General features: G+C 61.3%; 24 protein-coding genes. 23 read left to right on the top strand and 1 reads right to left on the bottom strand.

Features of this window, described 5'->3' with window-relative positions; all coding sequences use genetic code 11:
• Positions 1–5: 5 nt before the first annotated feature.
• From AC3A35_RS11055 to AC3A35_RS11025, 7 genes are read left to right on the top strand one after another with little or no spacing between them, the layout of a single operon-like run.
• Positions 6–1,454, top strand: coding sequence for a TIGR03752 family integrating conjugative element protein (locus tag AC3A35_RS11055; protein WP_487436132.1), 1,449 nt, complete (start codon positions 6–8; stop codon positions 1,452–1,454).
• Positions 1,387–1,914, top strand: coding sequence for a TIGR03751 family conjugal transfer lipoprotein (locus AC3A35_RS11050; protein WP_487436131.1), 528 nt, complete (start codon positions 1,387–1,389; stop codon positions 1,912–1,914). Before AC3A35_RS11055 ends, AC3A35_RS11050 begins: the two co-directional genes overlap by 68 nt.
• Positions 1,915–1,927: 13 nt before the next feature.
• Positions 1,928–4,780 (top strand): conjugative transfer ATPase, encoded by a 2,853-nt coding sequence (locus AC3A35_RS11045; protein WP_487436130.1) that lies wholly within the window; start codon positions 1,928–1,930, stop codon positions 4,778–4,780.
• Positions 4,777–5,307 carry a hypothetical protein gene (locus AC3A35_RS11040; protein WP_487436129.1) on the top strand — a complete coding sequence of 177 codons (531 nt, stop codon included), beginning with the start codon at positions 4,777–4,779 and terminating at the stop codon, positions 5,305–5,307. Before AC3A35_RS11045 ends, AC3A35_RS11040 begins: the two co-directional genes overlap by 4 nt.
• A 2-nt stretch (positions 5,308–5,309) precedes the next feature.
• Entirely contained in the window at positions 5,310–6,623 is a 1,314-nt protein-coding gene (locus AC3A35_RS11035) for an integrating conjugative element protein (protein ID WP_487436128.1), read from the top strand.
• Positions 6,624–6,625: 2 nt separating this feature from the next.
• Positions 6,626–6,988, top strand: coding sequence for a hypothetical protein (locus AC3A35_RS11030; RefSeq protein ID WP_487436127.1), 363 nt, complete (start codon positions 6,626–6,628; stop codon positions 6,986–6,988).
• Positions 6,989–7,002: 14 nt separating this feature from the next.
• Positions 7,003–8,616: a conjugal transfer protein TraG N-terminal domain-containing protein gene (locus tag AC3A35_RS11025; protein ID WP_487436126.1), complete on the top strand. Its 1,614-nt coding sequence runs from the start codon at positions 7,003–7,005 to the stop codon at positions 8,614–8,616.
• A gap of 8 nt (positions 8,617–8,624) precedes the next feature.
• On the opposite strand, the gene AC3A35_RS11020 is transcribed toward AC3A35_RS11025, so the two are convergent.
• Positions 8,625–8,927 (bottom strand): hypothetical protein, encoded by a 303-nt coding sequence (locus tag AC3A35_RS11020; RefSeq protein ID WP_487436125.1) that lies wholly within the window; start codon positions 8,925–8,927, stop codon positions 8,625–8,627.
• A gap of 26 nt (positions 8,928–8,953) precedes the next feature.
• Between AC3A35_RS11020 and AC3A35_RS11015 the strand changes: the two genes are divergently transcribed.
• From AC3A35_RS11015 to AC3A35_RS10940, 16 genes are all read left to right on the top strand, one after another.
• The gene (locus AC3A35_RS11015; protein ID WP_487436124.1) at positions 8,954–9,760 is read left to right on the top strand and encodes a DsbC family protein; all 807 of its coding nucleotides are present in this window, start codon (positions 8,954–8,956) and stop codon (positions 9,758–9,760) included.
• Positions 9,757–10,176: a TIGR03757 family integrating conjugative element protein gene (locus AC3A35_RS11010; RefSeq protein ID WP_487436123.1), complete on the top strand. Its 420-nt coding sequence runs from the start codon at positions 9,757–9,759 to the stop codon at positions 10,174–10,176. Before AC3A35_RS11015 ends, AC3A35_RS11010 begins: the two co-directional genes overlap by 4 nt.
• An 11-nt stretch (positions 10,177–10,187) precedes the next feature.
• A complete protein-coding gene (locus AC3A35_RS11005; RefSeq protein WP_487436122.1) occupies positions 10,188–11,177 on the top strand; it encodes a TIGR03756 family integrating conjugative element protein in 990 nt (329 codons plus the stop codon).
• A complete protein-coding gene (locus tag AC3A35_RS11000) occupies positions 11,177–11,704 on the top strand; it encodes a PFL_4695 family integrating conjugative element protein (protein WP_487436120.1) in 528 nt (175 codons plus the stop codon). The genes AC3A35_RS11005 and AC3A35_RS11000 overlap by 1 nt, the downstream gene beginning before the upstream one ends.
• A gap of 43 nt (positions 11,705–11,747) precedes the next feature.
• On the top strand, positions 11,748–12,272 hold the full coding sequence (locus AC3A35_RS10995; protein ID WP_487436119.1) for a hypothetical protein: 525 nt from the start codon (positions 11,748–11,750) through the stop codon (positions 12,270–12,272).
• 10 nt (positions 12,273–12,282) lie between these two features.
• On the top strand, positions 12,283–13,188 hold the full coding sequence (locus AC3A35_RS10990) for a DUF3262 family protein (RefSeq protein WP_487436118.1): 906 nt from the start codon (positions 12,283–12,285) through the stop codon (positions 13,186–13,188).
• A gap of 29 nt (positions 13,189–13,217) precedes the next feature.
• Positions 13,218–13,880 carry a hypothetical protein gene (locus AC3A35_RS10985; protein WP_487436117.1) on the top strand — a complete coding sequence of 221 codons (663 nt, stop codon included), beginning with the start codon at positions 13,218–13,220 and terminating at the stop codon, positions 13,878–13,880.
• Positions 13,881–15,624: 1,744 nt separating this feature from the next.
• On the top strand, positions 15,625–16,131 hold the full coding sequence (locus AC3A35_RS10980; protein WP_487436116.1) for an H-NS histone family protein: 507 nt from the start codon (positions 15,625–15,627) through the stop codon (positions 16,129–16,131).
• Positions 16,132–16,149: 18 nt separating this feature from the next.
• Positions 16,150–16,416, top strand: coding sequence for a helix-turn-helix domain-containing protein (locus AC3A35_RS10975; RefSeq protein ID WP_487436115.1), 267 nt, complete (start codon positions 16,150–16,152; stop codon positions 16,414–16,416).
• Between the two features lie 79 nt (positions 16,417–16,495).
• Positions 16,496–16,747 carry a hypothetical protein gene (locus AC3A35_RS10970; protein ID WP_487436114.1) on the top strand — a complete coding sequence of 84 codons (252 nt, stop codon included), beginning with the start codon at positions 16,496–16,498 and terminating at the stop codon, positions 16,745–16,747.
• A gap of 35 nt (positions 16,748–16,782) precedes the next feature.
• The gene (locus AC3A35_RS10965; RefSeq protein ID WP_487436113.1) at positions 16,783–17,475 is read left to right on the top strand and encodes an SOS response-associated peptidase; all 693 of its coding nucleotides are present in this window, start codon (positions 16,783–16,785) and stop codon (positions 17,473–17,475) included.
• A 1,324-nt stretch (positions 17,476–18,799) separates the two neighbouring features.
• Positions 18,800–19,759 carry an SIR2 family protein gene (locus AC3A35_RS10960; RefSeq protein ID WP_487436112.1) on the top strand — a complete coding sequence of 320 codons (960 nt, stop codon included), beginning with the start codon at positions 18,800–18,802 and terminating at the stop codon, positions 19,757–19,759.
• A 206-nt stretch (positions 19,760–19,965) separates the two neighbouring features.
• Positions 19,966–22,476, top strand: a complete 2,511-nt coding sequence (locus AC3A35_RS10955; RefSeq protein WP_487436111.1) for a hypothetical protein — start codon at positions 19,966–19,968, stop codon at positions 22,474–22,476.
• A 417-nt stretch (positions 22,477–22,893) separates the two neighbouring features.
• Complete coding sequence (locus tag AC3A35_RS10950; protein ID WP_487436110.1) at positions 22,894–24,876, top strand: ATP-binding protein; 1,983 nt, start codon at positions 22,894–22,896, stop codon at positions 24,874–24,876.
• Positions 24,877–25,019: 143 nt separating this feature from the next.
• Positions 25,020–25,841, top strand: coding sequence for a hypothetical protein (locus AC3A35_RS10945; protein ID WP_487436109.1), 822 nt, complete (start codon positions 25,020–25,022; stop codon positions 25,839–25,841).
• A gap of 87 nt (positions 25,842–25,928) precedes the next feature.
• Entirely contained in the window at positions 25,929–26,687 is a 759-nt protein-coding gene (locus AC3A35_RS10940) for a restriction endonuclease (protein WP_487436108.1), read from the top strand.
• The last annotated feature ends 91 nt before the right edge of the window (positions 26,688–26,778 follow it).

Genomic DNA, 26,778 nt, shown 5'->3' with positions numbered 1-26,778 from the left:
TCATCATGCATGTCACCCAGAACAAGCTGGTACCCGTCCTCACGGCCGTTGCCCTGACGGTGACGGGCTACATCCTCTACAAACAGAGCGAGCATCCGGGCGTCGCGCCGGGCGCGCCGATGACGGAGGTCCCCCTACCGCCCACCCAGAAAGGAGCCGACGCCGATACACCCCAGGAGACGCTCAAGACCGTCGTAGCCGGCTACACCGAGCTCAACGATCGCGTAGCGGCGCTGGTAGACGAAAACCAGCGCCTACGCGAGGAGAACACGCGCAAGCAGCGCACCGAGGACCGGATCCGTGAGCAACTCCGCAAGGAGCTTCGGACCGAGATGACGGCCGAGATTGAGTCCCTGAACCGCAGCCAGGCACCCACGGCAGATGCGGGCGGACTCCTCGAATCGGCGCTCGGCCCCGGCAACCTCCCCCGTGGTTTCGGTTTCGACAGCGGCTCGAAAGCTGGCGACGCCGGCGGGACCACGACCGTCGCTGCAATGCCGGCCCGCGTGCTGCCACTGGGGTACGAGATGGGCAAGGGTGCCGATGGTAAGGAGGGCGTCGTTCGCAAGCTGGCACTGGCAGACACCGCGGCCGCCAGGCGCGCCCACACTGCTCCCTCCCAGGCACGCAAGACGGCCCCCGCCGCAACCCCCTTCTACACCATCCCCGAGAACGCGACGCTCACCGGTGTCGCCAACATGACGGCGATCGTTGGCCGGGTGCCAGTGGACGGGAAGGTGACCGATCCCATGCAGTTCAAACTGCTCCTGGGCCCGGAGAACCTGGCTGCCAACGGTCACTACCTGCCGCGAAACCTGAGGGGCGTGGTGGTCTCCGGCATCGCCATCGGCGACATGACCCTTTCCTGCGCCGAGGGACTCGTCCAGTCGCTCACCTTCGTGTTCAACGACGGGAGCATCCAGACCGTGAGCCGACGCAATAACGGCACCACGCCCCTGTTCGGCGCCACCGATAGCTCAGGCGGGAACATGCCCTCGCTCGCGGCGGCACCCAAGCTCGGATGGATCTCCGACCGCTACGGGAACCCCTGCATTCCGGGACGATTTGTCACGAACGCGCCGGCTCATCTTACCGATGCGATCGGGCTGCGGAGTCTGGCGATCGCGGGCCAGGCCGCCGCGGCTGCGCAGACCACCCAGACGGGCAACGTGTTCGGGACGACGACGAGCCGCGTCACCGGCGACAAGGGAACCTACATCCTGGGCCAGATGATCGGCGGCGCCACCGACGAGGTGACGAGCTGGATCATGCGGCGGCTGACCAACTCCTTCGACGCCGTGGTCGTTCCCGCCGGCGGGGAAGTCGTGGTGCACATCGACGCCGAGATCCCGATCGACAAATCCCCCGAAGCCCGCCGGCTCGACTATGGGCGCCTGGACACCGGCTCCGCGCGGCTCTCCCAACTCAGAGGCACCTACTATGGACTCGACTGACCCGACCTTCCGAATCGTCCTGGCACTCCTGATTGCCATGATTGTCACAGCCTGCAGCGGCGCCGGGCCGCGCTCGTCTCCCCTGCCCGCGGACGGGCCGACCATGGACCAGATCTACCGGGATCGCACCGGCGAGGCCGACCGCAACCGCGCACGGGAGGCGTTGCCCATGCGCCCGGCGGCGGAGATCCGCCCTGGGCCTGTGCGCGAGTCGGCTCTGCAGCAGATCGAGCGGCGCTTCGCGCGGCTCGAGAACCCGGATCTCATCATGGTCGTCTTCCCGCACCTCGCCCGCGGCAAGTATCCGGTGCCCGGGTACGTGACCGCCTTCCCCATGCACGAATCGGTGGAGTACCTGCTCCCTGGAGAAGGTGACGGCCCGCCCCGTCCAGCGACGCCCGCCGTGCCTTCGGCACCGGGCGGGAGCGAAACAACCGTCCGCGCCGCGGGCGGCGAATAAGAGGAGACGGCGCATGTTCGGCTTCACCCGCATGCTGGGCTTTGGTCCGCGCCACGAGGATCTGCCAGGTGCCGATGCGTCCCGGTCCGGCGCGCCCGTCCTGCCCCGCCAGCCGTTCCGGATTCGCGACCGGCGCCGTTTCGCGGCGCGTCCGCCCAGCATCACCGATCAGCTGCCCTGGGTGGACTACGAGCCGGAGACGAACACCTTCCTCCTGGAGGACGGCGTCTCCCGTGCTCTGCTCTTCGAGCTCGAGCCCATCGCCACCGAGGCCAGCACCAATCAGTACCTGCAGGCCCGCTGCATCGAGATCCAGTCAGCGCTGCAGGCGCTGCCCGAGTACGACGAGGCGCCCTGGGTGGTGCAGTTCTTCTGCAACGACGACACGGATCTCTCGTGGCAGATCGAGCGCCTTCGGGACTACATCCTCTCGGTGCATGAGAAAGCCCCGGAGCGAGCCCGCGCCATCCTCGAGAGCGACTTCACCGGGCATTTCTTCGGCGAGATGGCCGAGCACCTCGCCCAGGTGTCGCGACCGGAAGGGCTCTTCACCGATGAGGGCGTATCGGGTAATCGCTGGCGGGGCCAGTTGCGGCGGGTGCGCTGCGCGATCTACCGCCGCTTTCCCGAGGGCTTCGACTTCTCGCGGGAAGACCTCGACCCCGTCGAGAAGCTCCAGCAGACGGCTCGGGGCCTGATCGCCGGTCTCGGCCAGACGGGCGTCAAGGCCCGGCCGATGAACGCCGCGGACTTCTACGCGTGGCTGCTGCCCTTCTTCAATCCCAAGCCGGACTTCGCAGCCACGGCCGGGGAGTTGCTGCGCCTGTGCACCTACCCCACCGAGGATGTGGCGGCGGAGGGGCTGGACCTCGCGGAGCTCATCTTCCTCTCCCCGCCGCACTCGGATCACAAGGCCGGGCTGTGGTTCTTCGACGGTCGTCCGGTGCGCGCCCTTGCGCTCCAGTCCGTATCGAAAATGCCGGAGATCGGTCATTTCACTGCGGAACGCGAGCACGCCGGCAAGCACTTCGCACGCTTCGAGCGGCTCCCCGACGGAACCATGCTTTCCGCGACCGTGGTGATACACCCGCAGGACACCATGCGTCGACGGGTCGAGGGCATCATGAGCGCTTCGCGCGCCAACACGATCGACGCGATCCACACCCATGACGAGGCCCTGCAGGTCCTCGACCACATGCGCGCCGACAAGCTCTACCCCTTGTACCTCGTCCTCTTCGTGTGCGCCGAGGACGTGAAGCATCTAGGCCGCCAGGTGGCCGATCTCACCGCCGTGCTGCACACGTCGGGCCTCAAGCTGATCCGGCCCACCGACGAGTTGCAGGGCTGCGACGTCTTTCTGCGCGCACTGCCGATGTGCTTCGACCCTGCCTATGACGGGAAGCAGCTCCGCCGCAGCCGGCTGATGTTCGCCTCCCAGATCGCCGCCTTGCTCCCCCTCTACGGGCGTGCCCGCGGGACCGGACATCCGGGCTTCTGGCTGTGGAACCGCGGCGGCGAGCCCTTCCTCTTCGATCCGCTGAACCCCCGCGATCGCAACAAGAACGCCCACTTGCTCACGCTCGGTCCGACGGGAGCCGGCAAGTCGGCCACCCTCTGCTACCTCGCGATGCTGGTGATGGCCATCTACCGCCCGCGGCTCTTCATCGTCGATGCGGGAAATTCCTTCGGCTTGCTGGGCGACCATCTGCGCGCCCACGGCCTCGACGTCCACCGGGTGGAGCTCACCCCCGACGCGGACCTGTCGCTGCCGCCCTTCGTCATGGCCCCCCGGCTCTTCGAACAAGAGGAAGAGAAGGCGCTCGCGCGCGCCATGGAGTCGCCCGAGCTCGAGGCGCTTCCGTCAGAGAACGCGGAGCCACCGCGGAAGGTGAAGGATGACGACGATGAAGAAGGCGCCGACCCCAGCAAACGGGATGTCTTGGGCGAGATGATCATCGCGGCCACCCTGATGATCACCGGGGGCGAGGAAGGCGAGATGCGCAAGATGAGTCGCGCCGATCGCTACCTGATCGCGCAGGGCATCCTGGCCGCGGCGCGGCGTGCACGCGACGAGGGAAAGCCCCATCCACGGGCCCAGGACGTGGCCCAGGCGCTCATGGCCATGCGCAATGACGACGCTCTCGGGCTCGGCCGCCGCGATCGGGCCGAGGAGATGGGCCAGGCGATGATGGTCTTCTGCGACGGTCTGCGCGGGCGTCTCTTCGACCGCTATGGCATGAACTGGCCGGACGTCGACGTGACCATCGTCGAGATGGGCACCCTGGCCCACGAGGGCTACGAGGACGCCCTTGCCGTCGCCTACACCTCGCTCGTGAACCACGTTCAGGCCCTGGCGGAAGCCACCCAGCACGACCATCGGCCCATCGTAAATCTCACCGACGAGGGCCACATCGTGACGATCAACGAGCTCCTCAACGTCTATGTCGTCAAGATCACCAAGATGTGGCGCAAGCTCGGTGCGTGGTTCTGGCTGGGAACCCAGAACATGAAGGATTTCCCGGAGAGCGCCTCGCGCATGCTGAACATGTGCGAGCACTGGATGCTGCTCACCATGGACCGGGACGAGATCGAGCAGGTCGGCCGCTTCCGCACCCTCACCACCGAGCAACGCGCCCTGATGGAGTCGGCGCGCAAGGAGCCGCCGAAGTACACCGAGGGCGTCATCCTGAATCCGAAGATGCAGGCGCTCTTCCGCAACGTCCCGCCGCCCCTCGCCATCGCGCTGGCGATGACGGAGAAGCACGAGAAGGCGCAGCGACAGGACATCATGAACGCCACCGGGTGCACGGAGCTCGAGGCGGCCTACGCGATTGCCCGCGAGTTGGCAGCAAAGAGGGCCGCATGATGGCCATCCATCCGCACCCGTGCAGCGAGTCATCCTTGGCGGTCCGGCTCGACCGCTTGGTGACCGAGACTAGGCCGCATCACCGGCTGCTCTTCGTGGAGCATGTCCCGGACGCCGCGTTCGCGCCCTACGCTCGCGCGAGAGCGCTCGCCGAGCCCGAGGACGTAGCTCACCTCCATCTCTATGCCGATGGCCGAGACCTCGTCTCGGGCGTCGTCGCCGGCTACGACGTGGAAGGCGACGGCCTGGACGACGCCCTACGTACGGTCCTCACGGTACGCACCCTCGTCCTCGTCGCCGGCGCGGATATCGCATTTGAGCGACTCGGCGAGCCGTTCCTCGCGTGGCTCGACTGGGCCGCGGCCCATCTCCCCCTGACCGTTGCCTGCACCCGCCACGCCCGATGCTTCCTGGCTGGCCTGCGCCACCGCGCCGTGGCGGTCTCGCAGTTCTGCGACGCCCCGGACGGCGTTATGGCCGCCACCCTCGCCGACCATGCCGTCCAAACACCACGAAGGGACCCATAACCATGCGCGCCACCGCCCTCGCCCTACTCCTCGCTTTCGGCGTGGCGACCACGTCCGCCGAGGCCGTGGAGATCCCGAGCTCGGGATCCACCCTCTACTACCGCCTCGGCGGCGGCGACCCCGCGTCGCGGGCGCCGAACCCCTCCGGAGTGCCGTACAAGCTGGGACTCTCCGGCGTGGCAAGGATGCACTACGCCTGCGGTGCGTACGACTTCGAGGTGTCGTTCCAGAACCTCATGAACCAGTTCGCCCACCTTGGCACCCAGGTAACCCATGCCGTCCAGGCCGGCATCGCCGCCCTGCCGCTGTACCTGTTCCAGCGCGCCTCACCGGGGCTGTACGAGCTGTTCCAGACCTACGCGAAGAAGGCCGAGGTGGCCATCCAGATCGCCACCAAGACCTGCGAGGAAATGGAAGCACAGGTCAAGGCCGGCGAGGATCCCTATGAGGACTTCATTCGTGTAGCGCGCGGCGAGGCATGGAAGAAGGAGGCCGCCGGAGGGAAGGATGTGGTGCAGGCGAAGGAGAACGTGGGTGCAAGCGACGGAAATGGTGGTGTGACGTGGCTGGGTGGTAAAAAGGCAGGAGGAATGGGCCAGGACCCTATCCGGGTGGTCTACGACACCGTCGTCGGTGGGTTCAACGTGACCATGGGCCACTCACCGGACGCTACCGCTGCTGCGTACCCACCTGTCAAGCTCACGGACGCCTTCGCGACTCCGGACAAGGCCGCCCTGTACGCAACCGACGTTCTCGGTGACATCGAAGCCTCGACATGCGTTGAGGGTTGCCCTGAGCCGGAGACGAAACTGGGGCTCGGACTTGTCCAGAAGTTCGAACTCGAGATTCCCGACGCTCACACGCAGATCGAGACTCTGCTGGGCACGTCCGTACCGCAAGGCAGCGCCCTGAAAGCAGCTTCCGCCCCCGGTGTTGTAATCACCCGCGAAGTCATTGACGCAATCCGAGAGCTGCCTCCCATCGAGCGCCACATCGCCAAGGAGCGGCTGGTGCAAGACGTCGCTCTGGCTCGAACCGTGGACAACGCGTTGATTATCCGGAACCTGCTTCTAACCGGACGGATGATTCCAGAAGTATATAAATACGCGAATCTGCAGATCGAGACAAAGCTCGCCGAACTGAACCGCCACATCGACGACGTGCTGTACGAGTCCAACCTCCGCAAGCGGGTCATCTCGGAGACCGCCGGAACGCTGCTCGAAAGCTACCACGCGTTGCGCGCGGCATCGGCCGCGAACTCCGTCCAGCAGCCCGTCGACAAACGTCCCCTCATCGACGGCCGGGTGAAGAAGTGACCGTGCATCCGCTGCACCCGTCGGCCCGGCGCCCGCGGCGCTTCCTTCGGACGGCCGCGATTGCCGCCCTCGTCGTCCTGTCGCTGATTGTCTGCATGGTGCTCGCCGTCGTCGTGTTCGGACAGCAGAATGCCTTGCTGGCAGCGCATCACCGGATCAAGGCGGCCACGCCGTGGCTGGCGCTGTTCCAGTTGGCGGCGATCGCCGCCCTGTGGCTTGCCTGGCCATGGCTTGTCGACCGGCTTCCTACGCGCTGGCCGGAAGACGCCCGGGCCGCTCTGCTTGCGGCCCGTCACCGGATCTGCATCGGGCTCCTGCTGGTCGAGCTCGTGGTCGTGCTCGGCGTCCCCTTCAACCTTCTCTGACGAGTACGCAAGCGATGGGCGTCGACAGCTACCTCGAGCTTTTCACCACGATGTACGGCTGGGCCTTCGCCGGTGTGATCCGCGACATCCTGGTGGACACCGGCCTCATCTTCCTGCCGTTCCTCATCGTGCTCATCGGCACCTGGCTCCATGCCCACCAGATGAACATCGGCGAAGGGGCGGATGCGGCATGGATGGTCCGGAAGATGGAGGTCGAGTTCTGGAGCGCCGTCTTCGTACTCGCCTTCTGTTTCACCCCCGTCGGGGCCAGCCTTCAGAACGTCAATCTCTACTACACCCCGCCTGCCACAGCGGTGAGCGCGGCGCCCTTGAAAGCCACCGGATCGGTCTCGGACAGCACCTTCGACGAGGCCTTCAAAGGTGTGCCGCAGCAGATCGCCCTGCCGCCGTGGTGGTTCACGGTGATGAGCCTGTCCGCAGGGTTCAACGATGCCGTCCGCGGGGGCATCTCGGGCGGCTTGAGCGGGTTGCGGCAAGTGGAGGATCTGGCGAGAACCGCCGCGATCGAGGATCCTGCCCTGCGCGCCGAGACGCAGCGCTTCTACAACGAGTGCTACCTGCCCGCACGCTCACGGTATCTCCCCAACGAGCCATCGCCGGCGGCTGAAACAGCCCTCGCCGCCTTCGGTCCGGCCGATCCGGACTGGATCGGCAGCCACGTGCTCCAGGCCGATCCCAACCTGTACCCGGCGTTGCACGCACGGTCCGGCGTGGCCGGCTTTCCCCTGGACATCGGCGATGGGGACGCCGACCTAGACGCGAACACGGTGGTCCCGGACCACGGACGGCCGACGTGCCTCCACTGGTGGCAGGACGGCACTAACGGACTGCGCGCCCGGCTTGCCCAAAGCATCGGAATTGGCGGCGCACTGGACGACACACTCCCCCAGCAAGTCGCCGCTCTTTTCAGCTCCGTCTCGGCCGAGGTCCGGCAGGACGGCCTCGCCCGCCTCGCGATGGGCCGCTCGGGCCCCGTGATCGCGCCGGAAACCATGCTTCCCGATAGCAGGCCCTGGTATCAGGCGTTGATGAGCGCCGTACCAGACGTGGCCGGCATGGCCGGGATGGTGAACAAGGCGATCCATACCCAGGCGTCCCGCTTCCCGATCATCCAGTTCGCCACCATGGCTCAGCCCCTCATCCTGATGGCGATCTACATGTTCCTGCCGCTGATCCTCGTCTTCGGGCGCTACAGCCTGTCGATCATGTTCCTCGGAGCGCTCGCGATCTTCACAGTCAAGATGTGGGCCGTCATGTGGTTCATCGCCGCCTGGCTCGACGAGCACTTGTGGGTGGCCATGTACCCGTCCGCCGAGACGCTGTTCCACAACATCCTGCACCTCGAGCTCGATACCGCCCTCAAGCGCAGCACGCTCAATACTTTGCTGATCGGTCTGTATGTGGGTCTGCCTTTGGTATGGAGCGGGATGATGGCCTGGGCCAGCCTGCACGTAGTGCACGGCATCGATTCCATGAAAACCAGTGCCATCAATGCTGGCATGACCGCCGGGCAGACAGGCACGTTCGCTCTGTCAGGTCGCCTAGGGCAATTCGGCCGCGTACTTAGCGCAGCTCGGCAGGCGCAACAGCGGGGACCACGACGATGATCGCATGGTCAGTAATGGAGGATTGGAGCCCCAGAATACGCTCCAACCCGCTGCCCATCGCGCCCCACGGCGACGGGCTCGCGCCCGTGCTCGGTGTAACCGACATTACAGTAATCCCCGTTCTCGGGCCCACCGGGCCCGCAGTCGAACGGCGCAATGTCATTCCGCCCAAATACGCCAGCACCGCGCTCACTGCGCTTCATTTCGTCACGCCCGGTCACCAAGAAGAAGTCCAGCAGTCTCGCCGCCGCCCCCATGAGCACGGCGGCGCAGACGAACACCGCGCGGCCAACACTCGCCAAGGTCTTCATGCGTGTCTCCTGTGAGGATTGATTCAATGACAGTTACCCACCTTAAAACATACGCCACCCTCCCCCGGGCAGCCACCGCCAATCTGTGCCGCGCTGTAAGCGCCCTGGCGCTGGCGATCGGCGCCTGTGTCGCCTTCGGCGCCGAGTCGCGAGCAGACGCGCACCTCGAAGCGATCAAGGCGGCGATTTCCCGCCACTCGGGCGGCAACGTAGAGGCAGACACCGTCGCCGCGACGCCGGTCCCGGGCATCTTCGAAGTCACCAACGGCCGGGAGGTCTTCTACGCCGACTCGACCGGTCGCTACGCCTTCGTAGACGGTCGGCTCGTCGACATCGCCGAGAAGCGGGACCTCACCCAGGCACGCCGTGAGCAGCTCGCCGCGATTCCCTTTGCCGAGCTACCCCTCGACCTGGCAATCAAGACAGTCCGTGGGAACGGCGCCCGCAAGCTGGCGGTGTTCGAGGATCCCGCCTGCCCGGTATGCCGCTCCATGCAGGACAGTCTTGCCGCGCTCGACGACGTCACGATCTACACCTTCGCCTATCCGGTGGTCTCGCCCGAATCGATCCCGGCCGCGGTTTCGGCCTGGTGCGAGCCGAGCGACCAGCGGGAGCGGCATTGGCAGGCCTATATGGACGGCGCTCCGCCTCCCCAGGCGATCGCGCCTCAATGCAAGCCGGCAATGCAGCAGGTCGGCCGCATCGTTGAGTTCGGCCGTACCCGGGACATCCGCAGCACGCCGACTCTCGTTTTGGGTGACGGCAGGCGAATCGTGGGCGCCATGCCGCGCGAAGAGCTCGACGCGGCGCTGACGCGGGCGGCTGCGCGATGAGTGGCCTGCACACGCGGATCCTGACCTCCCTCCTGGCCTCCATCTGGGCGGCTGCGCCCGTCGGCGCGCAGGAACAGGTGGAGATCTTCCTGCTCGCCGCCCACGAGGTCCGGGGCGCCCAGGGGACGAAGGTATTTTATGTGGACGGAGTCGAGCGCCTTGCCGCGTCGCTGTCGACCGGCCTGCCACCCGACCCGGCCCTGGCCGCAGCCCTTGCGCGCCGACGTTTCGATGCCTTGAGTCAAGCCGACCGGCAAGCCGCCGGTGCGGGCGCGGAAGCCCTGGCGCTCGCCACCCGGTACGGGCTGACGAAGGTGCCCGCGATCGTCTTCGATCGACGGGCCGTGGTCTACGGCGTGCTTAATGTCGAGGAGGCCCGGGCGCTTTACCGTGCGTGGCGGGCGCGGGGCGGATGACGGCCAAGCCTATGAGCCGCTTCGTTCGGCACTTTGCTGCGCACCTGTGTGTCGGGGCGCTGACGTCGCAAGGCATGGCGGCTGAGGTCACCACGACCGCGGCACTCGTCGCCCAGGCCGTTGCGAGCTACCCGACCTGCAGCGCGTGGCACGCCTCCGGGATCTGCTTCTGGCTGGTGTGCTCGCCGTTCGGGTGCAGCGTGAAGACCTCGACGCGGTTCTCTCACTTTGCGCCGGACCTTGTGGTGAGCACCTACCACGATGTCGCCACGCATCCGTGGCCCGAGATCGGCATTCCCTTGGCGGCCGCGACCAAGGCGACGCTCAGCTCGCTGCTCAGCACGCCACTCTCCGACAGCGCGGGCACCCACTCCCGGGGCGACCGCACCGACAAGAACCGGCGTTTCCGCGACGCCGACGCCATCGGCCACCCCGCCACCAGCATCGGCACCTGCCCCACGGCCGTCGATCCGTTCGTTCCCTACTACCAGTCCACCTTGGACGCCATGGTGTGGCGGTCCTACCTGCCGGCCGAGCTGCTCTATCCGGCCTCATGGATCCCCGGCATGCGGGAGGTGGGATCCTGGCCGACCAACACCTGGGGCAACGTCTATCCGCGCACCGGCGAGGTCGTGCAACAGCACGAGGTGAAGGGTGCGGCCGTGCTCTCCCAGCGGATCGCCGACTTCGTCACCCGCTCGGGTCAGCCGCACGTATATGTGCCCGTGTCTTCCGGGCGGCTGCTGGTGCGCGACGGTCAACTCGTCTGGGATCCCCCGCCCGCCATGGAGACGAACCTCCTGGGCGGACTGTGGCAGATGAATGTGGCGGTCCCCACCAGCTGCCACGTCTTCGGGTTGAATGACACGCTGAGCCCCGTCTCCTATGGGGATGCCAAGACGACGCGATCCGGGAGCTACGCCTACACCTTGTGGCGGCCGTACGCCTGCTGCCGGGTGAGGGGCGAGTTCATCGGGTATATCCAGTGGGGCATGTGGTGATGATGATGCGTGTGCTCGTGTTTGCGATCGCCGGTGCGCTGGCGTTACCCGCCTGGCCCGCGGATCTCCCCACCATGCCGCTTACCGTCATTCACGACGCCGGCGGTGTCTCGATCGCATCGGACCCGCGCGGCGAGGCTTCCCCGGCGCCGCGTCCGGTTTCGCCGGGGCCCGCCGCCGTGACGCGAGCCGCGGTTTCCTTCCCGGTGGTATCCACCCGGGCCGGGCCCGGGCGATTGCTGCAGAACCCCATGCCCGCAAGGCTGACAGGCGGCCCTGGACAGCCCATCTTTATCGTCGGTGACGACGCGCCGTCTCACGAGTGGCTGCAGCACAACCTGCAGGCGCTCCGCGACATGGGGGCGCGGGGCGTCGTGGCGGCTGTGCGTTCGCCGGCGGATCTGACTCGGCTGCGTACCGTCACGGGCCTGCCGTTGGTGCCGATGCCCGCCGACGACCTCCTGCCGGCAGCCGGCATCCTGGTCTGGCCCGTCCTGATCGCCGCCGACGGCTCGATTTCGCAATGAGGTGCCTCCTATGAAGCGTCTCCCTTCGTTCCGAGCGTCCGTCGTGGCCACCCTCGCGCTGCTTCATGTCGCCGCTGGCCATGCCGCCGAATCGCTCGTTGAGCCTCACATGCTTGCCGGCGCGCTGTTCGCATCGGTGCCGTCCGGCAGCCTTTCCGGCCCCGATCGCGCCGCAATCGTCGCCCTCACCCCCCTCGCCCTGCGCGACGGCGTAGTCGTCAGCACCGTCCGTGGCTGCGAAACCGCGATGCACCCACGGGTCGCGCTCGAGGACCTGAACGGCGGCAGTGTGCCCGAGGTGTTCATCCTGGCCGGCAACACTTGCACGTCCGGCATGACGGGCAAGAGCGTCTGGCTCTTCGCCAAACGCCGCGATGGTCGTTGGGTCCAGTTGCTCGATGCCAGCGCCGCCGGCTACGGGATCCTGCCGACCGCAAGCTCCGGCTGGCGCGACATCGTCCTGAGCGGGCGCGGCTCCTGCGACGGACTCTGGCGAATGGGCCCTCAGGGCGAGTACGAGTTTGCCCGGTCCATCCAGGCCGAGGGCACGCCGTGTCCCAAGCGATAGGAAGAGCACGATGAGCGTACCCCGCCGCCTCTCCTGCCTGCTGCTCCTGGTGGCCACCCTCGCTTGGGCCGGCGTAACCTACACGGACTTCCTGAAGGCGCTGGCCCAGCGCGAAAGCAGCCTCAACCCGGCCACGACCAACCGGCGGGGTTATGTGGGCCTGTTCCAGTTTGGTGAGGCCGCCCTCCAGGACGTCGGCCTCTACGCAGGCGACGGGACTTCCAGGAACGACTGGACTGGAAACTGGACTGGCAAGTTCGGCGTCACGTCCTTGGACGACTTCCTGGCAAACCCGGACGCCCAAACGCATGCGGTCACCGCTTACCACGCGCAGGTGTGGCGTACGCTGACGCGGGTCTATGGTGCCGAGACCTACATCGGCTCAACCGTGGACGGCATCACGATTACCAAATCCGGCCTGGTTGCCGCTGCGCATCTCGTAGGTGCGGGAAAGGTGGGCGACTGGCTGCGCTCCGGCGGTGCCACGAACCCCAAGGACGGCAACGGTACCAGGATGGTCTCCTATCTCTCGGGCTTCGCCGGCTACACGGTCGGCGACTCGGCCCCCTCCTGGGCGGATGTGCTGGCCGGCAACCCACCCCAGTCGGGAGGCGGAGGCTACGTCCATAGCCCGCCCCCAATGAGTTCGGCATCGTCCGAGCTTCTGTCCGGGGTAATGAGCCACGGATTCGGGAGCGCGGGCGAAGGCTTCAGGGCGGCGACCGGGTATCAAATGGCCGAGGTCCGCGATCTGCTGACCGAGATCGCCGCCATGGTGCTGCTGACCTGGATTGCATACGTGGTCATCAGCAGATGGCGCGCCTACGGCGCGGGTCGCGAAACAACTCGTGACATGACGTTCGATATTCTGCGGGCTATGGTGGTCACATCGATCATGCTGTTGTTGATGGCCTGAGAGTGCTATGGATCAAGAGGGTGAGGAAAATGAAGATCGGCTGGATGATGAGGAAACTGCGCGACTTCGGCTTGGCATTGTCACTTCCCGTGGCACTCGGCACCACGTCGGCCCGCGCCGATGTGTTGGGCGGGATCGTGTTCGGCGTCAAATGCCTCGGAGCGGCCGATCGGCAGGCTTGCGAGGACCAATCCAAGCGCGAGTCGGAGGAGATGCGAGAGCGGTTGAGGCAGCAGCAGCCATCCGCCGGCTCAGCAGTGGCCTTTCGAACGGCGAATACGGGCGGAGAGTCCGTAGGAAAGCGCGCGCACCGTACTTGGAACCAAAATGTTGTCTGCTACGACTTTGCAAAGCGATCGGGGCGCGACATCGATACCAATTACGCGCGGGCCGTCACCCGCTACAACCTCATGACGCCTCGAGAGGTGGAACTCCAGAAGGGACCGATTGGCGCCGGACTTTATGCGGCCGGGTACCTGCACGAGGTAACGCCTGGAGCGCTCTACCGACTCGCGCAAGTCGTCCATTCGACCGACGTTTCCGGCGGGAAGCGCCAGTACAAGCTTATTCTCGACCTCTCCCGCGACGGCTCAGGCACGCGCGTGTCGGGGCAGTACTGCGTCACCACCGACGAATCAGGGTGGCAGGATCTACCACCCCAGGTCCTTTCGAGTCTCAACAGCGCATTCTGACCCGGAGACACCCGATGTTTGAGGATGAACGTCCCTGCCCGTCCTGTCGCGGCGCCCGCGAGATCAAGACGAACGTCGAGCGGCCTTGCCGGGCTTGCGGCGGCTCCGGGCGTGAGCGGGGCTCACACGACGATGTTTGCCGGGCCTGCAACGGCCGGGGGATGGAGTCGGCGTGGGAGGACCAACCCTGCTCCGCGTGCCACGGCCGCGGCTACCTGTAAAGCGTGCTTCGCCCCACACTTAGGCAGCACCCCCGCGGCCTGCAGCCGCGCCGCACGCCACGGTTGCGCACACCTTATCCACAGGTCTATCCCCGGTTGTCTGTGGATAAATCGGGCCGCTCGTGATCTCTGCCATGATTGGAACTTTCCCTGCGCACCCAGAGGCTACCGCTTCCTTGAAGGAATGGGGGTTTTCGATCAACAGTCCTGTCAGAGTTGGGCGGGCGGGCAGTTAGAACGTAAGAAGGCACATCGAATTCGAACGATCTCCCGGATCGTCGGGTCATGCCGCATCTTTAACAGAACATCGGGCAAATGGCCAAGCATGGCCTGAGAACTGCGATCTGGATCCCGTCCGAGACTTGGCACCCTCGGGATATCGATCAGGCCGCGTTTATCGTTCCGCGTGTTGCCCGACGACTGACCGCAGTGCCCTGCCCGACGGGCGTTCTGCCCATCAATCACAACCTTTCGATCGTGAGCGACCACACTCAAGTCGGACAAGGCCGACGAGTGGATCACGACGCGGGCACCTCGGCTCGAAGGCAGGTTCCTCTCGATCGGGACCACTCTGCTTCGGCAGCTGCCGGTCATCGTCGAAGGAGAATGAACCGTCCGAGGAGCAACAGCCGCATCGCGAGTAGGGCTGACAGAAGGCAGACTTTTGGCAGGCGACTTCGTACGGTACAGGCCACCGAGCGCGACTTGGGCATGTCCGATCTTGAAACTAGAGAGGTGTGAAGCTGATGCGCTGTCGATGGCCACAGGAATGGACAAAGGACTTCCAAGCACTCCTGAACTTCTACCACGTCATTGCAGACGACGAAGGGGAGACCGTCGGCCTGTACCGGCGGCAAAATGAGTGCTTCGCCCGCGTACCGAAGTCGATCGAGCTCAGATCGCTTCAGGTGGCTCTTCCACTGCTCGAGAGTAGCTTTCAGCTGGGCCAGGGCGCCGGCCGTGAGAAATTCAGGCGCGAGCTATCCCGTCTCCTTGGCTCTGACGGAGGAGCCACCCTGGACGTGTAGAAGGTGTGGGGCCTTGCGGCTGATGAGTTTCGGGTCATTGGTCCAGGCTCCGTGCCGTTTCCAGTGGAAATTGACTTCTCAACATACATGACGGTAGCGCCCGCAGTCGCGGGCAAACGCCGGCCCCGGGGGTTCTTCGGTGGTGCTTGAGCTTGGACATTCGCAGCTTGTCACCGACCGGCACTTTGTAGCCGCTTCATAATCAGTACATGGAAGCCAATGTCGAGTCGGCGTAATGGGACCAAATTTCCTCTGACACGTCCCAACCTTGAACGGTCCACCGCTACCCTCCTCGTCGGTTTGAAGGCTATCCACGGTGAGCGTGGCACTACTCCTCAGGGTCAGAGAGCGGGCGACTCCGCCCAGGGCGCCTCGATGTTACGCAGCCTTCCTGCGGATGATCAGTGCGTGATCTACCAGGTGTTGCCCACCTGCCATCACCGCCACGCTATGGCATTATTCCAGTCACGATCGACATGCGGGGACACCTAACCGATGGCAAAACTTGGCGGCTACAGCCTCTCTCAGCTCAAGCAACTGAGCGTGCGCATAACGAAGGAAATCGACAAGCGAACATCTGACTCGAAAGCCGGCCTCATCAAACGCTTGCGGAAGCTTGCGCGGGACGAAGGTCTTTCTCTCGAAGAAATCCTCGCTTCAACCCCTTCTACGACGACGGCAAAGGGTCCCAAGCCGGCCGCTCGCAGAGCGGCGGGCCTGCCCCTCGGGAAGGAGCCGCTCCCGGCGAAGTACCGCAATCCCAACGACCTGAACCAGAGCTGGTCCGGGCGTGGTCGTCGACCGGCCTGGTTCGATGCTTGCCTGAAAAATGGTGGAACCCTTGATGCTCTTGAGAATGCGGCAGCGACGTTTAGCAAGAAGGGGCAACGTCGCGCAGCAGCCCTTGCCAGCATGAATGTTCAACCCGCGCCTTCTGCTCAGGCACCGCAGCCCAGTGTAGAAGTTGCCGACGACCAGACCTCTATGTCAGTACCCGAATAGGCCTTGGAGCTCGAAGGGATGACTGCTGAAAACGAAACGAAGGGCGCAAAACCGACCAGGAAACCTCCAGTCAGACTCAAGACTGGTGAAGATGTCCGCGCGATACGGCTCAAGCGTAGACTCAGACAAGACGAGTTCTGGAGCCGCATCAATGTCACGCAATCGGGAGGGTCGCGTTACGAGTCGGGTCGAAACATTCCCCGGCCTGTTCAACTCCTGTTGCAGCTCGCATACGGAACTGACAAGCAGGCTGATGACTTGCTGGCGTGGCTACGCAAAAAGTAGATATGCCACAATCCGCGTGCCCTGCCACAAGCGCCATGGCATCTTCAGCACCTCCACGCTCACACACCGGAGTTATCACATGAGAACGATTGTCCTCGGAGCACTGCTCGCTGTTGTCATGTCATCGTCGGCCATGGCAGCGGACACCACCTGTGCTGCAACGGCCCTCGAGAAAAAACTCGCTGGCGCCGCAAGAACGAGCTTCTTGACGAAGTGCGAGCGAGATGCAAACGCTGCGTGCGATGTCGCTGCCGTCGAGAAGAAATTATCCGGTGCGGCCAAGACCAGCTTCACCAAGAAATGCGTCAAAGACCGCGTCGGCGGCAACTAAACCGCGGCTGATGGCCAGGTGAGAGGGCCACACCCGTGTGTGGCCGTTACGCACTCTACGGACCTGTCTCGCGGATTCGAGACCTGTTCGATGCCGACATCGACGACGTTCCGCCTGATTGGGGCCCGCGCTACAACGTCGCGCCCATGCAGTTCGTCCCCGTCATCCGGCAGCGTCCCACCGGCGAACGGGTCGTGCATCTGCTTCGGTGGGGTCTCATTCCGTCCTGGAGCAAGGACGAATCCATCGCGACCAAACTCATCAACGCCAGGGGCGAGACCTTGGCCGAGAAGCCCTCTTTCCGGGCTGCATTCAAGTCCAGGCGCTGCATCGTTCCCGTTTCAGGCTTCTACGAATGGAAGCAGGCCGCCGGTGGCAAACAGCCTTACTACATTCAGCCGTCCCGTGGCGGACAGTTCGGCCTGGCAGGGCTTTGGGAGCGCTGGACGACACCGGAGGGCGAGCGCCTGGATACGTTCACAGTCGTGACGACCGAGGCCAACGACGCCATACGAAACCTGCACGCGCGGATGCCGGTTATCTTGAGACCGGAAGATTATGGTTTGTGGTTGGACAAAGAGACGGCCCTTGAGCGTGTTCAACAGCTGATTGCCCCTTTCCCCGTCGAGCTGATTCGCATCACCGCGGTATCCAAGGCGGTGGGTAACGTTGGAAATGAAGGGCCCGGCCTGATAGTACCGGCCGGCCCTCCGCCGCCCCGTGGATAGAGTTGCTTGGTCGCCTCCCTAGCGGCGGGAAACGCTGGGTACGAACTTGGGAAGAACTGAACCAATCCACTGACTCGATGAAACCGTCCCGACGTCGCAGGATGCCGAGGTATGGTCCTCCTTGCAGAGTCCCTTGAGTGACCCAATGCAGGCACGATGGACCGGCACGTAACTTGTCCGGCCAAGGCTTTGTCAGTCACAGCTGCCTCTCGTCATTCCCCTGGTCCAAAACGACCTTCCCCCGAGTGCGTGGAATGTCCCCTTGCGTCAGCAGAGTTAGACGGATGCCGTCACGGCGCCCCGGGGCGGATGTCGTACATGACGCTTCGACCTCGGGCGCGGCGCTTCCGATGTCGGCCAACACCACCGGTTCAATCGCGCCAGTGGTAACCACAGTCGGGTTCAGAAATGTGTAATCGCACTCGGGACATACCCAGTAGTCGCTTGTTCCGGCAAAGGCCATGTCAAAACGGTCGAGCGCAATCGATGTATGGCAGCTAGGGCAGTTCAGTCGAGGTGAGTCCATGATGGCGGCTCCTACTTTACTGTATTTTCGTACAGTATAAAGCAATGAGCAAGGCTCTGTTTGGGCTCGGACGGTGCGGTGCCTCAGGCTGACGCCCAAATGACCGCACTTACGCCGGGTCCTGCCGGAGGCGGCGTAAGTGCGGTCATCCGTGATGCCCCCGCCGGCATCGAACACGGTGACCTGGCAGCTAGTGCCACCGCTCGTCGTTTGGGCGGAGCTGCCGCTTCCCTCAGAAAGCCGCCGAACAGCGTACGCGTGCGAGTCGGCCTCAACGGTCATTGGGGCTCCGCGTCCCCAATGACTGCAACGTACCAGTCAGCAGCCGCGGGCTGGAGGTTGGCCTCGACGACCGCTTCGCCCGTCTGGCGAAGCGGACCTTCGGCATTCTGAGGGGCTTGGCGGCGGTTATGACGATAGCGGTGACAGTTTTTGTAGTGGCGCGTACCCCAGGATTGCGCCCAAAATAGTGATTTTGGCAACCCGCATAGACAGCTCGAATACTGCGCGACAGCTAGAACCCTGATGGCAACTCTACGAACCAAGCGCGTTACGATGGCCTCCCCGTCCCGGGAGCGGTGGGTCTCTCTTGGCACCGGTACGGCAAAGCTGCCAGAACGGCTTCTACTTGCGCACGCACGGGGCGAAGTCCTTTTTATCACGGGTGCCGGTACTTCCAGACCGTCAGGGCTACCTGATTTTAGACAGCTCGTCCTGGACGCCTATGAAGACCTGGATGCAGCGGTCCACGGGATCCTCAGTCTGCCGCGGGCTTCACGGCCGAGCTCTACGGGATTGATGGACAACCAAGCTGCCGAGGTGAATCGGTTCGACAGCGGCGACTTCGATGTAGTGTTGGGAATGCTCGAGCGCCGTATCGATGGCACCACCACCTCGCGGGGAAAGGTTCGCCAGAAGCTCGCCGAACTCGTTACGACCATATGCAGCGCGGGAAACCGTGCTCCCCCTAGGCCAGCCCCGATCCACCGAGCCCTAATTAGGCTCGCAAATCGTGGCTCGGCAACCACAATTGCTACCACGAATTTCGATCGGCTGTTGCAGGCCGCAAGCCGGGAGCGAGTGTCGACGCATGCTCTTGGCTCTATTCCAAGGCCAAGTGTCCGTGAGGATTTTTCCGGCGTGCTGCATATCCACGGTGCGCTAAGTAATGACCCACGCCAGTCCTCCGAAATAGTCGTCACGGATCGCGACTTTGGCGAGTACTATCTGCGACGTCGCATTGTTCCTGACTTCGTCTACGACGCGGCACGCCTCTTCCATTTGGTGCTGGTTGGCTACAGCGCAAATGATGCTCCCATGCGATATCTTCTGAACGCCGTTGCGGCAGACGGTTCGCGTTTCCGCGACCTGAAGGAGCGATTCGCATTTATCCCATCAACGAGCCCAACCAACCCTGTCGATCTCGAGGACTGGCGGGGACGCGGAATAACGCCCATACCGTATGACTCGAGCGCTGAGCACAAGGAACTGGTTTCAACGTTGACACACTGGTCCGACCTTTCGGCGGTGAATGGCAATCGACGAAAGTTTGAAGCTCTTGTTAAGCGTCTCGTCAAGGGGACCCGCGCTAGTACGCCTGAGGCAGAACGTGATCTGTTCGACCACCTCTTTAGGCGTGGCAACTTGACTGAAAGATTACGGCTCTCAAGGATGATTTCACTCACCGGTGCTGATATTGGTTGGCTCGAAGCCATGAATCAAATCGCCGCAGAACTGGATCACGAGATGATCCCATGAGCAGACATTGGGCGTTATTGTCCCCAACCGACATGCAAATCTTCAGGACGACGGTTACCTTTCTTGAGGGCAGGTTAGCCGAACGCGGAACGATAGAATGGGGACTTGGTTTGGGCCCCTCGGAAGACTCGAAGCGCTTGGCCGTACTTGAAGTCCTCAGTCGGTGTACCAAAGATCTCGGAGAGCCTTGGAGGTCCGGATGGCGCGTGATCGAAGAAAGCTGGGACAGCAGCATCGGTGACGGCGCCATGTCTATGGCGATCCTAGACGTCGCCGATCGGATCAAAAACGGCGAACGGTCCGGGGCGCTGGTAGAAGCAATTGTCGCACTTGTGAAGCCTCGGGTAAGAGTGGCTGCATTCACCAGATTTGATCGTTCGATGCGCCGACTGCACCGGCGACCGAAGACTATCCAAGATCTGATGTCTCTATCGCTAACGAGCGGAGAGCTTGTCAGTCCATCCGAACTCAATGTGAATTCGATGGAGGAAGAGAGCTTTCTTGTCGAACTAGCATATGCGCTCGACGCTTCGGTCTTGAAAGGCCTTGCCATTGCTGAGCGGATCTTTGGAGCTTCTCACGACGCCCTATGGCGACTTGGCGAGCTTCGTCGCGTCTACTTTGTTTCGGAAGGGAACCGGCGCGATGATGAACACGAACCGGACCAATTTCACCTTGGCATAGCTCCGTCAGTAAAGTTGCTTCACGCTGTTGTCGAGCGGCTCTGCATACTCAATGTTGAGGCTGGACTAAGATTAGTTCGGCGTTGGTACGAATCCGGGACGCCAATACATATCCGCCTTTGGTCCTCTTTCGCTCGCGACACTCAACTTGCGTCAGCCGCAGATGTCGCCGGATATCTCACTGACGCGAATGACCGGGAGTTTTGGGACCTGCATAGCTTCCCAGAAGTCGCCGAACTACGCGCGCTTCGGTTTGGCTCGTTACCCTTCAGAGAGCAGCAGATCATTGTGCGACGACTTCGGAAGGGACCCCCTGCGAATCAATGGCCTTCTAAGGCCGACCGAAAGCTTGTCTCCGATGCACGAGAGTACTGGGCTCTAAGGGAATTGCGTAGGATTGAACTGAACGGGGGCGTCCTTCCTCGATCTGAGGCGGGGTGGGTTGCGCGGGAGGCCGAGCGATTCGACGATTTGCGCCACATGTCTCGCCTCGATGAAGGATTCCTTGGCACGCCAAAAGTGAAATCCGTTGCGCCGAACCCAGATGTGCGCTACGAGTTCGTACAGGGGCCTGAACGTCTCCAAGCCCTGGAAGCTGCTCTTTCGGCACAACGAGGTGGTTGGGATGACGACCCCGCTAGACGGGCATCTGATTGGATACGCGCGCCTGGCAATACCAGCGCATTGCTTGGCGACTTTGGATCTTTACAAAATGCAGGTGCAGACTTCCCACACGTTTGGGATCGATTTGGCTGGACTCACGCACCATCGGAGTCAGCAGAGCCGCGAACTGCTAATATTCCCGAAACCACTGCAAGTATTGATGCTCGCCCTGTTCTTGAGCTCCTAGCGCGCCTGCCTGATGACACCGCGCGGCAGGCTATTGAGGGGGTAGCCCATTGGTTCGATGCATGGGCTTCTCACGTTGCGTCAGACCCCCTAGCCGTAACGGTGTGGCTTCGGCTGTGGCCCCTTGCCGTCGAAGCTACAAATGGTCAAGAAGCATCTGATGCAGATCCGTCTCATAGCATGGTTGTTCTCGCAATTGGACAAGACGAACCCAACGACCTTGACACTCTGAATACCGCTGCCGGAAAGCTTGTGGGGGCTTTTCTCGCGATGTGTCCAAGTATCCGTCCGGGGGATCAGCCTTTTCGGGAGACAAGTCTCAAGGATATGCGCGACACCGCTATGTCGGCGACTGGTCGCGCATCTCTAATCGTGCGTCACAGATTCATTGAGCAACTTGCCTATTTTCTCAAGGCAGACAAGGAATGGACCACAGGATCGCTGATCCAACCGCTTTTTACAGACGGGCGGCAATCGGCACTGCTATGGCGCGCCGTGGCGCGCAAGACTCGCTTCACTGATGTTCTTAAGATCATCGGTGATGTGATGGCTCGGCGAGCCATCGATGAACGCCTCGGGCGCGAGACCCGACGGTCATTGACCTTTAGTCTTGTTGTCGAAACATTACATGCGTTCAATGAACAGAGAGAGCCAGCAGTTCCTCTCTCAAGAGTGCAACAAATGCTCAGGTCTCTGGACGATGAAGTTCGAGCGCATGCCGCGAACGTGGTACAACAATTCGTTCGGGATATGGCAAGGTCGTCTAAGGCCGAGATCTTGTTCCGAAACGCCGCGCTACCATTTCTCGAAGGCGTTTGGCCACAAGAACGGACTCTTGCAACTCCTGGCGTTGCGAGGGCATTTGCCGATTTGCCGGCGACATGCGGGGAGGCATTCGCCCATGCGGTGGACGCAATTGAGCGATTCTTAGTGCCCTTCGAATGCTGGTCTCTTATTGACTATGGTCTGTACGGCAAGGAGGACAATGAGCCGAAGCTGTCGCGGATAAATAATGCTGAAAAAGCTGCTGCCCTCTTACGATTGCTAGACGCAACGATTTCTACCGCGGAAGGGGCTGTCGTTCCTACAGATCTAGGGTCCGCTCTTGATCGAATTCAGGAAGTAGCATCCCGCTTAGTCGAAACGCAGGCGTTTCGCCGACTCGCAGCACTTGCAAGGCGCTGAGCGTTGCCTCGGGTTGTGCCCTCATCGTCCGCAGTTCGGCCTAAGCGCGTAGGTCTGCTTCAGCGTGAGCAAGAGACTGAGGCGACCGCATGATGGGAAACGCGCATCGGCACCTTCCGTTCGACCCGCGTGATCGCTAGGCGGCAGGTGTGGGCAGCGTTGTCGCCCTTCATTTGGCGCAGGCTGGCCGACAGCAATGGCCGAACTCGCGAGATTGGCCGTCGACAGGTCATCGGTAGGTGATACGTAGCCAACGGAAACAGCGGGTGCGGCAGCCTTAGACCTCCTTCCCCACCGACCAGATGCTCACCCAGCCGACAGGAAAAATCGATCCATTGCGGCCCTTACCTGTGGCACATACGAATACTGGAGTAGCATAGAGACTTCGGCGATCAGGAGAGCGCGGGGCGAGACGCTATGGAACTGACGGATATTTCCGGAACCACCGAAATCAGTGGCGATGGAATCAAGAAGCACTTCAAGAATATTGAGCCATGGCAGCCAATATTTGAGTTAGTTTGGAATGGTCTGGATGCAAGGGCCAACATCGTTCACGTCACCATTGAAGAGAATGCGCTCGGAGGCGTCGCGCACGTTTCAGTATTTGACGATGGTGATGGCATTGATCCTACAGCGCTGAAGGAAACTTTCGGCAAATTCAATGACTCCAACAAAAAAGAAGACGCAGCGCTCCATGGTGCGCACGGCCGTGGACGATTGGCGTTTCACCGAATCTGTAACCGTGCCACCTGGTACACAAAGTCTGCCAAGGGGCAGGCTCGGATTCAGGTTGAAGCGGGGAATATCAAGCGGTTTTCCGGGAACCTACTCGAACCCGAACAACAACATCAAGTCCTAAGGAAGCAGCTCAGCGGCACCATTGTCGAACTAGATCAATTCACTGAGCAAATCCCGAAAGGAAACGAACTCCGCGAGAAATTCTCGGTCGAGTTCGGTTGGTATCTGGCCCTTCATTCTGGTAAGTCCATTACTGTTAATACCTTGCCTGTTATCGTGCCCTCGCACGAGCTGCACGAAGAAGAGATTTCGGTAGCACCGTACTCGTTCAAAGCGCAGATCATTCGATGGGATGACAAACCGAGCTCTGAGAAGTCCTACACCTATCTGTTGGACAGCTCTGGCAAGACAGTCCACAAGCAGTTGAGCACGTTCAACAACAAATTCGCATTCTTCACGAGCATTTACGTTACTTCAGCGTGGGCTGATAAATTCGGGCTGGTTCAAGATCTCGCAACACCTGACGCGCACGCACCTTCTTCCCCGGAGTGGAAGAAAGTGCTGCGGATACTTAATTTAGTTACGCACAGCATTTATGAGAACTTCCTGAGAAAGCAAGCAGATTCAGAAGTCGAAAAGTATGTAGAGGACGGATTGTTCCCCACATACTCTGGGCTCGATGTTGAATACAAGGAATGGCGCCTGAGGAACGCCAAAGAGCTGATCAAAACCGTCTACGTCGCAGATCCAACGATCTTCAACTCATCGGGCAAGAAGCAGAAGAAGGTAATCATCCGGCTCCTTGATAAGCTGTCCGTTTCGAACGAAAACGACTCGCTTTTTGAGATTCTGAACGGCGTGCTGGACATGGACGACTCATCGATTGCCCTTCTGGCCAATCAATTAAAGCGCACAACTCTTGAGAACATCGTTTCGACGATCGAAATCCTTCAGCGACGACAAGACGCTGTTCACAAAATGCGCGAGCTAATGAACGTCCACTACATGTCGGTACGTGAAACACCGGATCTGCAGAAGATCATCGAGGCGAACACCTGGCTATTCGGACACCGCTACGAGACCATAGGCGCAGAGGAAGATACCTTCACAAGAATTGCGAAGCAGCTTCGAGAGAAGATTTCAAACGAGGTAGACGAATCAGACCTAGAAGAGGCGGATACGCGTGAAATTGAGGGGGCGAAGAGACAGACCGACCTGTTTCTTGCTCGGAAGATCCCGGCCTTAGACTCGGATGGTAGGCTGTTCTACAGGTGCTTGATTATCGAGATCAAGCGGCCAAGCATTGCGCTGAACGTGAAGCACTTGCGTCAGCTCGATGACTACGCTGGGATTCTGATGCGTCATCCAGAATTCAACAGCGAGCATATGCACTTCGAGCTAGTCCTCGTTGGCCGGAAGATTTCCTCCGCTGATGTCGAAATTAGGAGCAGGTTGAGAAATCAACTCGGACGTGGCGAGCTTGGACTGGTGAGCGAGGACCCACGAATGAAGCGTTATGTCCTGAACTGGTACACGCTATTGGACAGCTTTGAGCTTTCAAATACATTCATGCTCGAAAAATTAAGGCTTCAGCGACTTGCCCTGGAGGGGGTGTCAAAAGACGAACTGGTGGCAGACCTTCAGGAAGCAACTTCGATCTAATTCAGTCGTGACACATGAAACTACACTGACGAAAAAGCCACGTGATTTAACGAGATGGCCTTAGAGCAGCATTTTCAATGTCCGCAATAAACTAAATGGTATACAGGATCCCTGTGTCCGTATAAACACAGCCGGGGCGCAGAATGACAACGCACGAACTCGACCTACTTGAGAACGCCGTCGACAGCTTGGCAGAAGCTCTCGCCAAGTTCGAGGAGGGCGATGAAGGGCAGCCGAAGGCATTTAAGTTCGCCGTGCTGCACATGGCGCACTTTGTTGAGCTTGTCTTCAAACATCACATTGCGAGCAAGCATCCGCTTCTCATCTACAAGGATCCGTTCTCGGCTAAGGTAGACAAGAACAAGACTATTACCCTCTGGGACGCAATCAACTTCATTAACAACGAGGCTGCCGACACGGTCTCCCCCGCTCTCAAGAAAGACCTTGAGTGGCTGAAGCGCCTCCGAAACGAAATCGAGCACCACAAATTTAAGATGGAGGTGCCGGAAGTTCGTGCCACCATTGGTCGGCTCTTTCGTTCTGTCGTCGAGTTCCTTGAAAGGCACACGGACATCGAACTGGAGTCTTTGATCCCGAAGCCGACGATGGAGACGTTCCTAGTCTTGTCGGACGAATATGAGTTTAATCTTCGGACCGCCTTGAAGGAAGCCGAGGAGTTTGAAGCCGAAAATCCGCCCGACCAGCACGATCCCGATGCGCTTCCTGCACGACTAGACTGTGAGAACTGTGGGAATCCGACGCTCATACGGAACGAAGAATCCAGTACAGGATATCGTTGCCTGGTTTGCGACAACGAGGAGGGCGACAACATTCCTGCTAGTTGCGATATCTGCGGGCAATCTGCCACGCGAGGCGAGCTTGACGTTTGGGAATTGGATGAGGGCGGATATGAGTACCGGTGTTACTACTGCTCTGGTCGATATCTCGCAGACAAGGATGATTAAATTTAGGCCCAGCCCATCACTCCGTCGGATTTGCGCGAAATTCCGTGCAGACTGATGAATTCAGATGTTTTCACGGAGATACCCAGCGTGTGGAAATTTTCCGGAGTCATCCAATACACATGCAACAGTTGTGGGGACGGTTCAGAAATTTCTGTTGATGATTTCGATATTGAATGCACCGGAGGATCTGAGCGTTCGATGGGATCTGAAAGCATTTACGGAATTACCTATCAGTTCGAGTGCCCTGAGTGCGACCAACCGATTTCATTAGCATTTGAAGCCTCTGAATATCCCGTTGAGTGTTTAAATTTTGTATTAAACAACTCATCAGGTGCGGAAACGTGCGGCGAGCCAGTAATCGAATACTTGCGCGAAATCTATAGCGCTCAGGATGTACTTCAGTTTTACGAATCGATCCCAGAGCTACTCTCTGCTCTAAAGAGCAGCCCATCTCTTCTGCATGATCTTTCTTCAAGAGAGTTTGAAGAGGTGGTCGCGGAAGTATTTAGGGCAAAAGGATTCGTAGTTGATTTAACGAAGAGAACCCGCGATGGGGGGAAAGACATCATCGCCACTCACACCGATGGGCTCGGAATTCAATGCAAGTATTTTATCGAGTGCAAACACTATGCAGAGAGCAACAAGGTGGGTGTTGATATCGTCCGAGCACTGCATGGGGTGATGAATACAAAGGACGGGCCGAATAAGACAATTCTGGCCACCACGTCAACCTTCACTTCAGGAGCTAAGGGGTTTGTGGAAATCGAGGCAGCTAGCAAATGGGACATAACGCTCGCAGATTACGATGACATCGTAGGATGGTTGAACGACTACCAAGAAGGGTAACTCAAAAAAAAGCGCGAAGAGCCCAGCAGGCCCGCGGATTCAGACGTTCCTGAGCGTTTGCTTTCGCTCGGGTTTTGCCGCTCGACCGTGC

The organism is Azoarcus sp. Soil_N_20, from assembly GCF_057656155.1.
This window is presented reverse-complemented; position numbering and strand designations above follow the sequence as displayed.

Coding starts and splice junctions, on each gene's coding strand:
- AC3A35_RS11055 (WP_487436132.1), top strand. CDS start 6: ATGCATGTCACCCAGAACAAGCTGGTACCCGTCCTCACGGCCGTTGCC.
- AC3A35_RS11050 (WP_487436131.1), top strand. CDS start 1,387: ATGGGCGCCTGGACACCGGCTCCGCGCGGCTCTCCCAACTCAGAGGCA.
- AC3A35_RS11045 (WP_487436130.1), top strand. CDS start 1,928: ATGTTCGGCTTCACCCGCATGCTGGGCTTTGGTCCGCGCCACGAGGAT.
- AC3A35_RS11040 (WP_487436129.1), top strand. CDS start 4,777: ATGATGGCCATCCATCCGCACCCGTGCAGCGAGTCATCCTTGGCGGTC.
- AC3A35_RS11035 (WP_487436128.1), top strand. CDS start 5,310: ATGCGCGCCACCGCCCTCGCCCTACTCCTCGCTTTCGGCGTGGCGACC.
- AC3A35_RS11025 (WP_487436126.1), top strand. CDS start 7,003: ATGGGCGTCGACAGCTACCTCGAGCTTTTCACCACGATGTACGGCTGG.
- AC3A35_RS11020 (WP_487436125.1), bottom strand. CDS start 8,927: ATGAAGACCTTGGCGAGTGTTGGCCGCGCGGTGTTCGTCTGCGCCGCC.
- AC3A35_RS11015 (WP_487436124.1), top strand. CDS start 8,954: ATGACAGTTACCCACCTTAAAACATACGCCACCCTCCCCCGGGCAGCC.
- AC3A35_RS11010 (WP_487436123.1), top strand. CDS start 9,757: ATGAGTGGCCTGCACACGCGGATCCTGACCTCCCTCCTGGCCTCCATC.
- AC3A35_RS11005 (WP_487436122.1), top strand. CDS start 10,188: ATGAGCCGCTTCGTTCGGCACTTTGCTGCGCACCTGTGTGTCGGGGCG.
- AC3A35_RS11000 (WP_487436120.1), top strand. CDS start 11,177: ATGATGATGCGTGTGCTCGTGTTTGCGATCGCCGGTGCGCTGGCGTTA.
- AC3A35_RS10990 (WP_487436118.1), top strand. CDS start 12,283: ATGAGCGTACCCCGCCGCCTCTCCTGCCTGCTGCTCCTGGTGGCCACC.
- AC3A35_RS10985 (WP_487436117.1), top strand. CDS start 13,218: ATGAAGATCGGCTGGATGATGAGGAAACTGCGCGACTTCGGCTTGGCA.
- AC3A35_RS10980 (WP_487436116.1), top strand. CDS start 15,625: ATGGCAAAACTTGGCGGCTACAGCCTCTCTCAGCTCAAGCAACTGAGC.
- AC3A35_RS10975 (WP_487436115.1), top strand. CDS start 16,150: ATGACTGCTGAAAACGAAACGAAGGGCGCAAAACCGACCAGGAAACCT.
- AC3A35_RS10970 (WP_487436114.1), top strand. CDS start 16,496: ATGAGAACGATTGTCCTCGGAGCACTGCTCGCTGTTGTCATGTCATCG.
- AC3A35_RS10960 (WP_487436112.1), top strand. CDS start 18,800: ATGGACAACCAAGCTGCCGAGGTGAATCGGTTCGACAGCGGCGACTTC.
- AC3A35_RS10950 (WP_487436110.1), top strand. CDS start 22,894: ATGGAACTGACGGATATTTCCGGAACCACCGAAATCAGTGGCGATGGA.
- AC3A35_RS10945 (WP_487436109.1), top strand. CDS start 25,020: ATGACAACGCACGAACTCGACCTACTTGAGAACGCCGTCGACAGCTTG.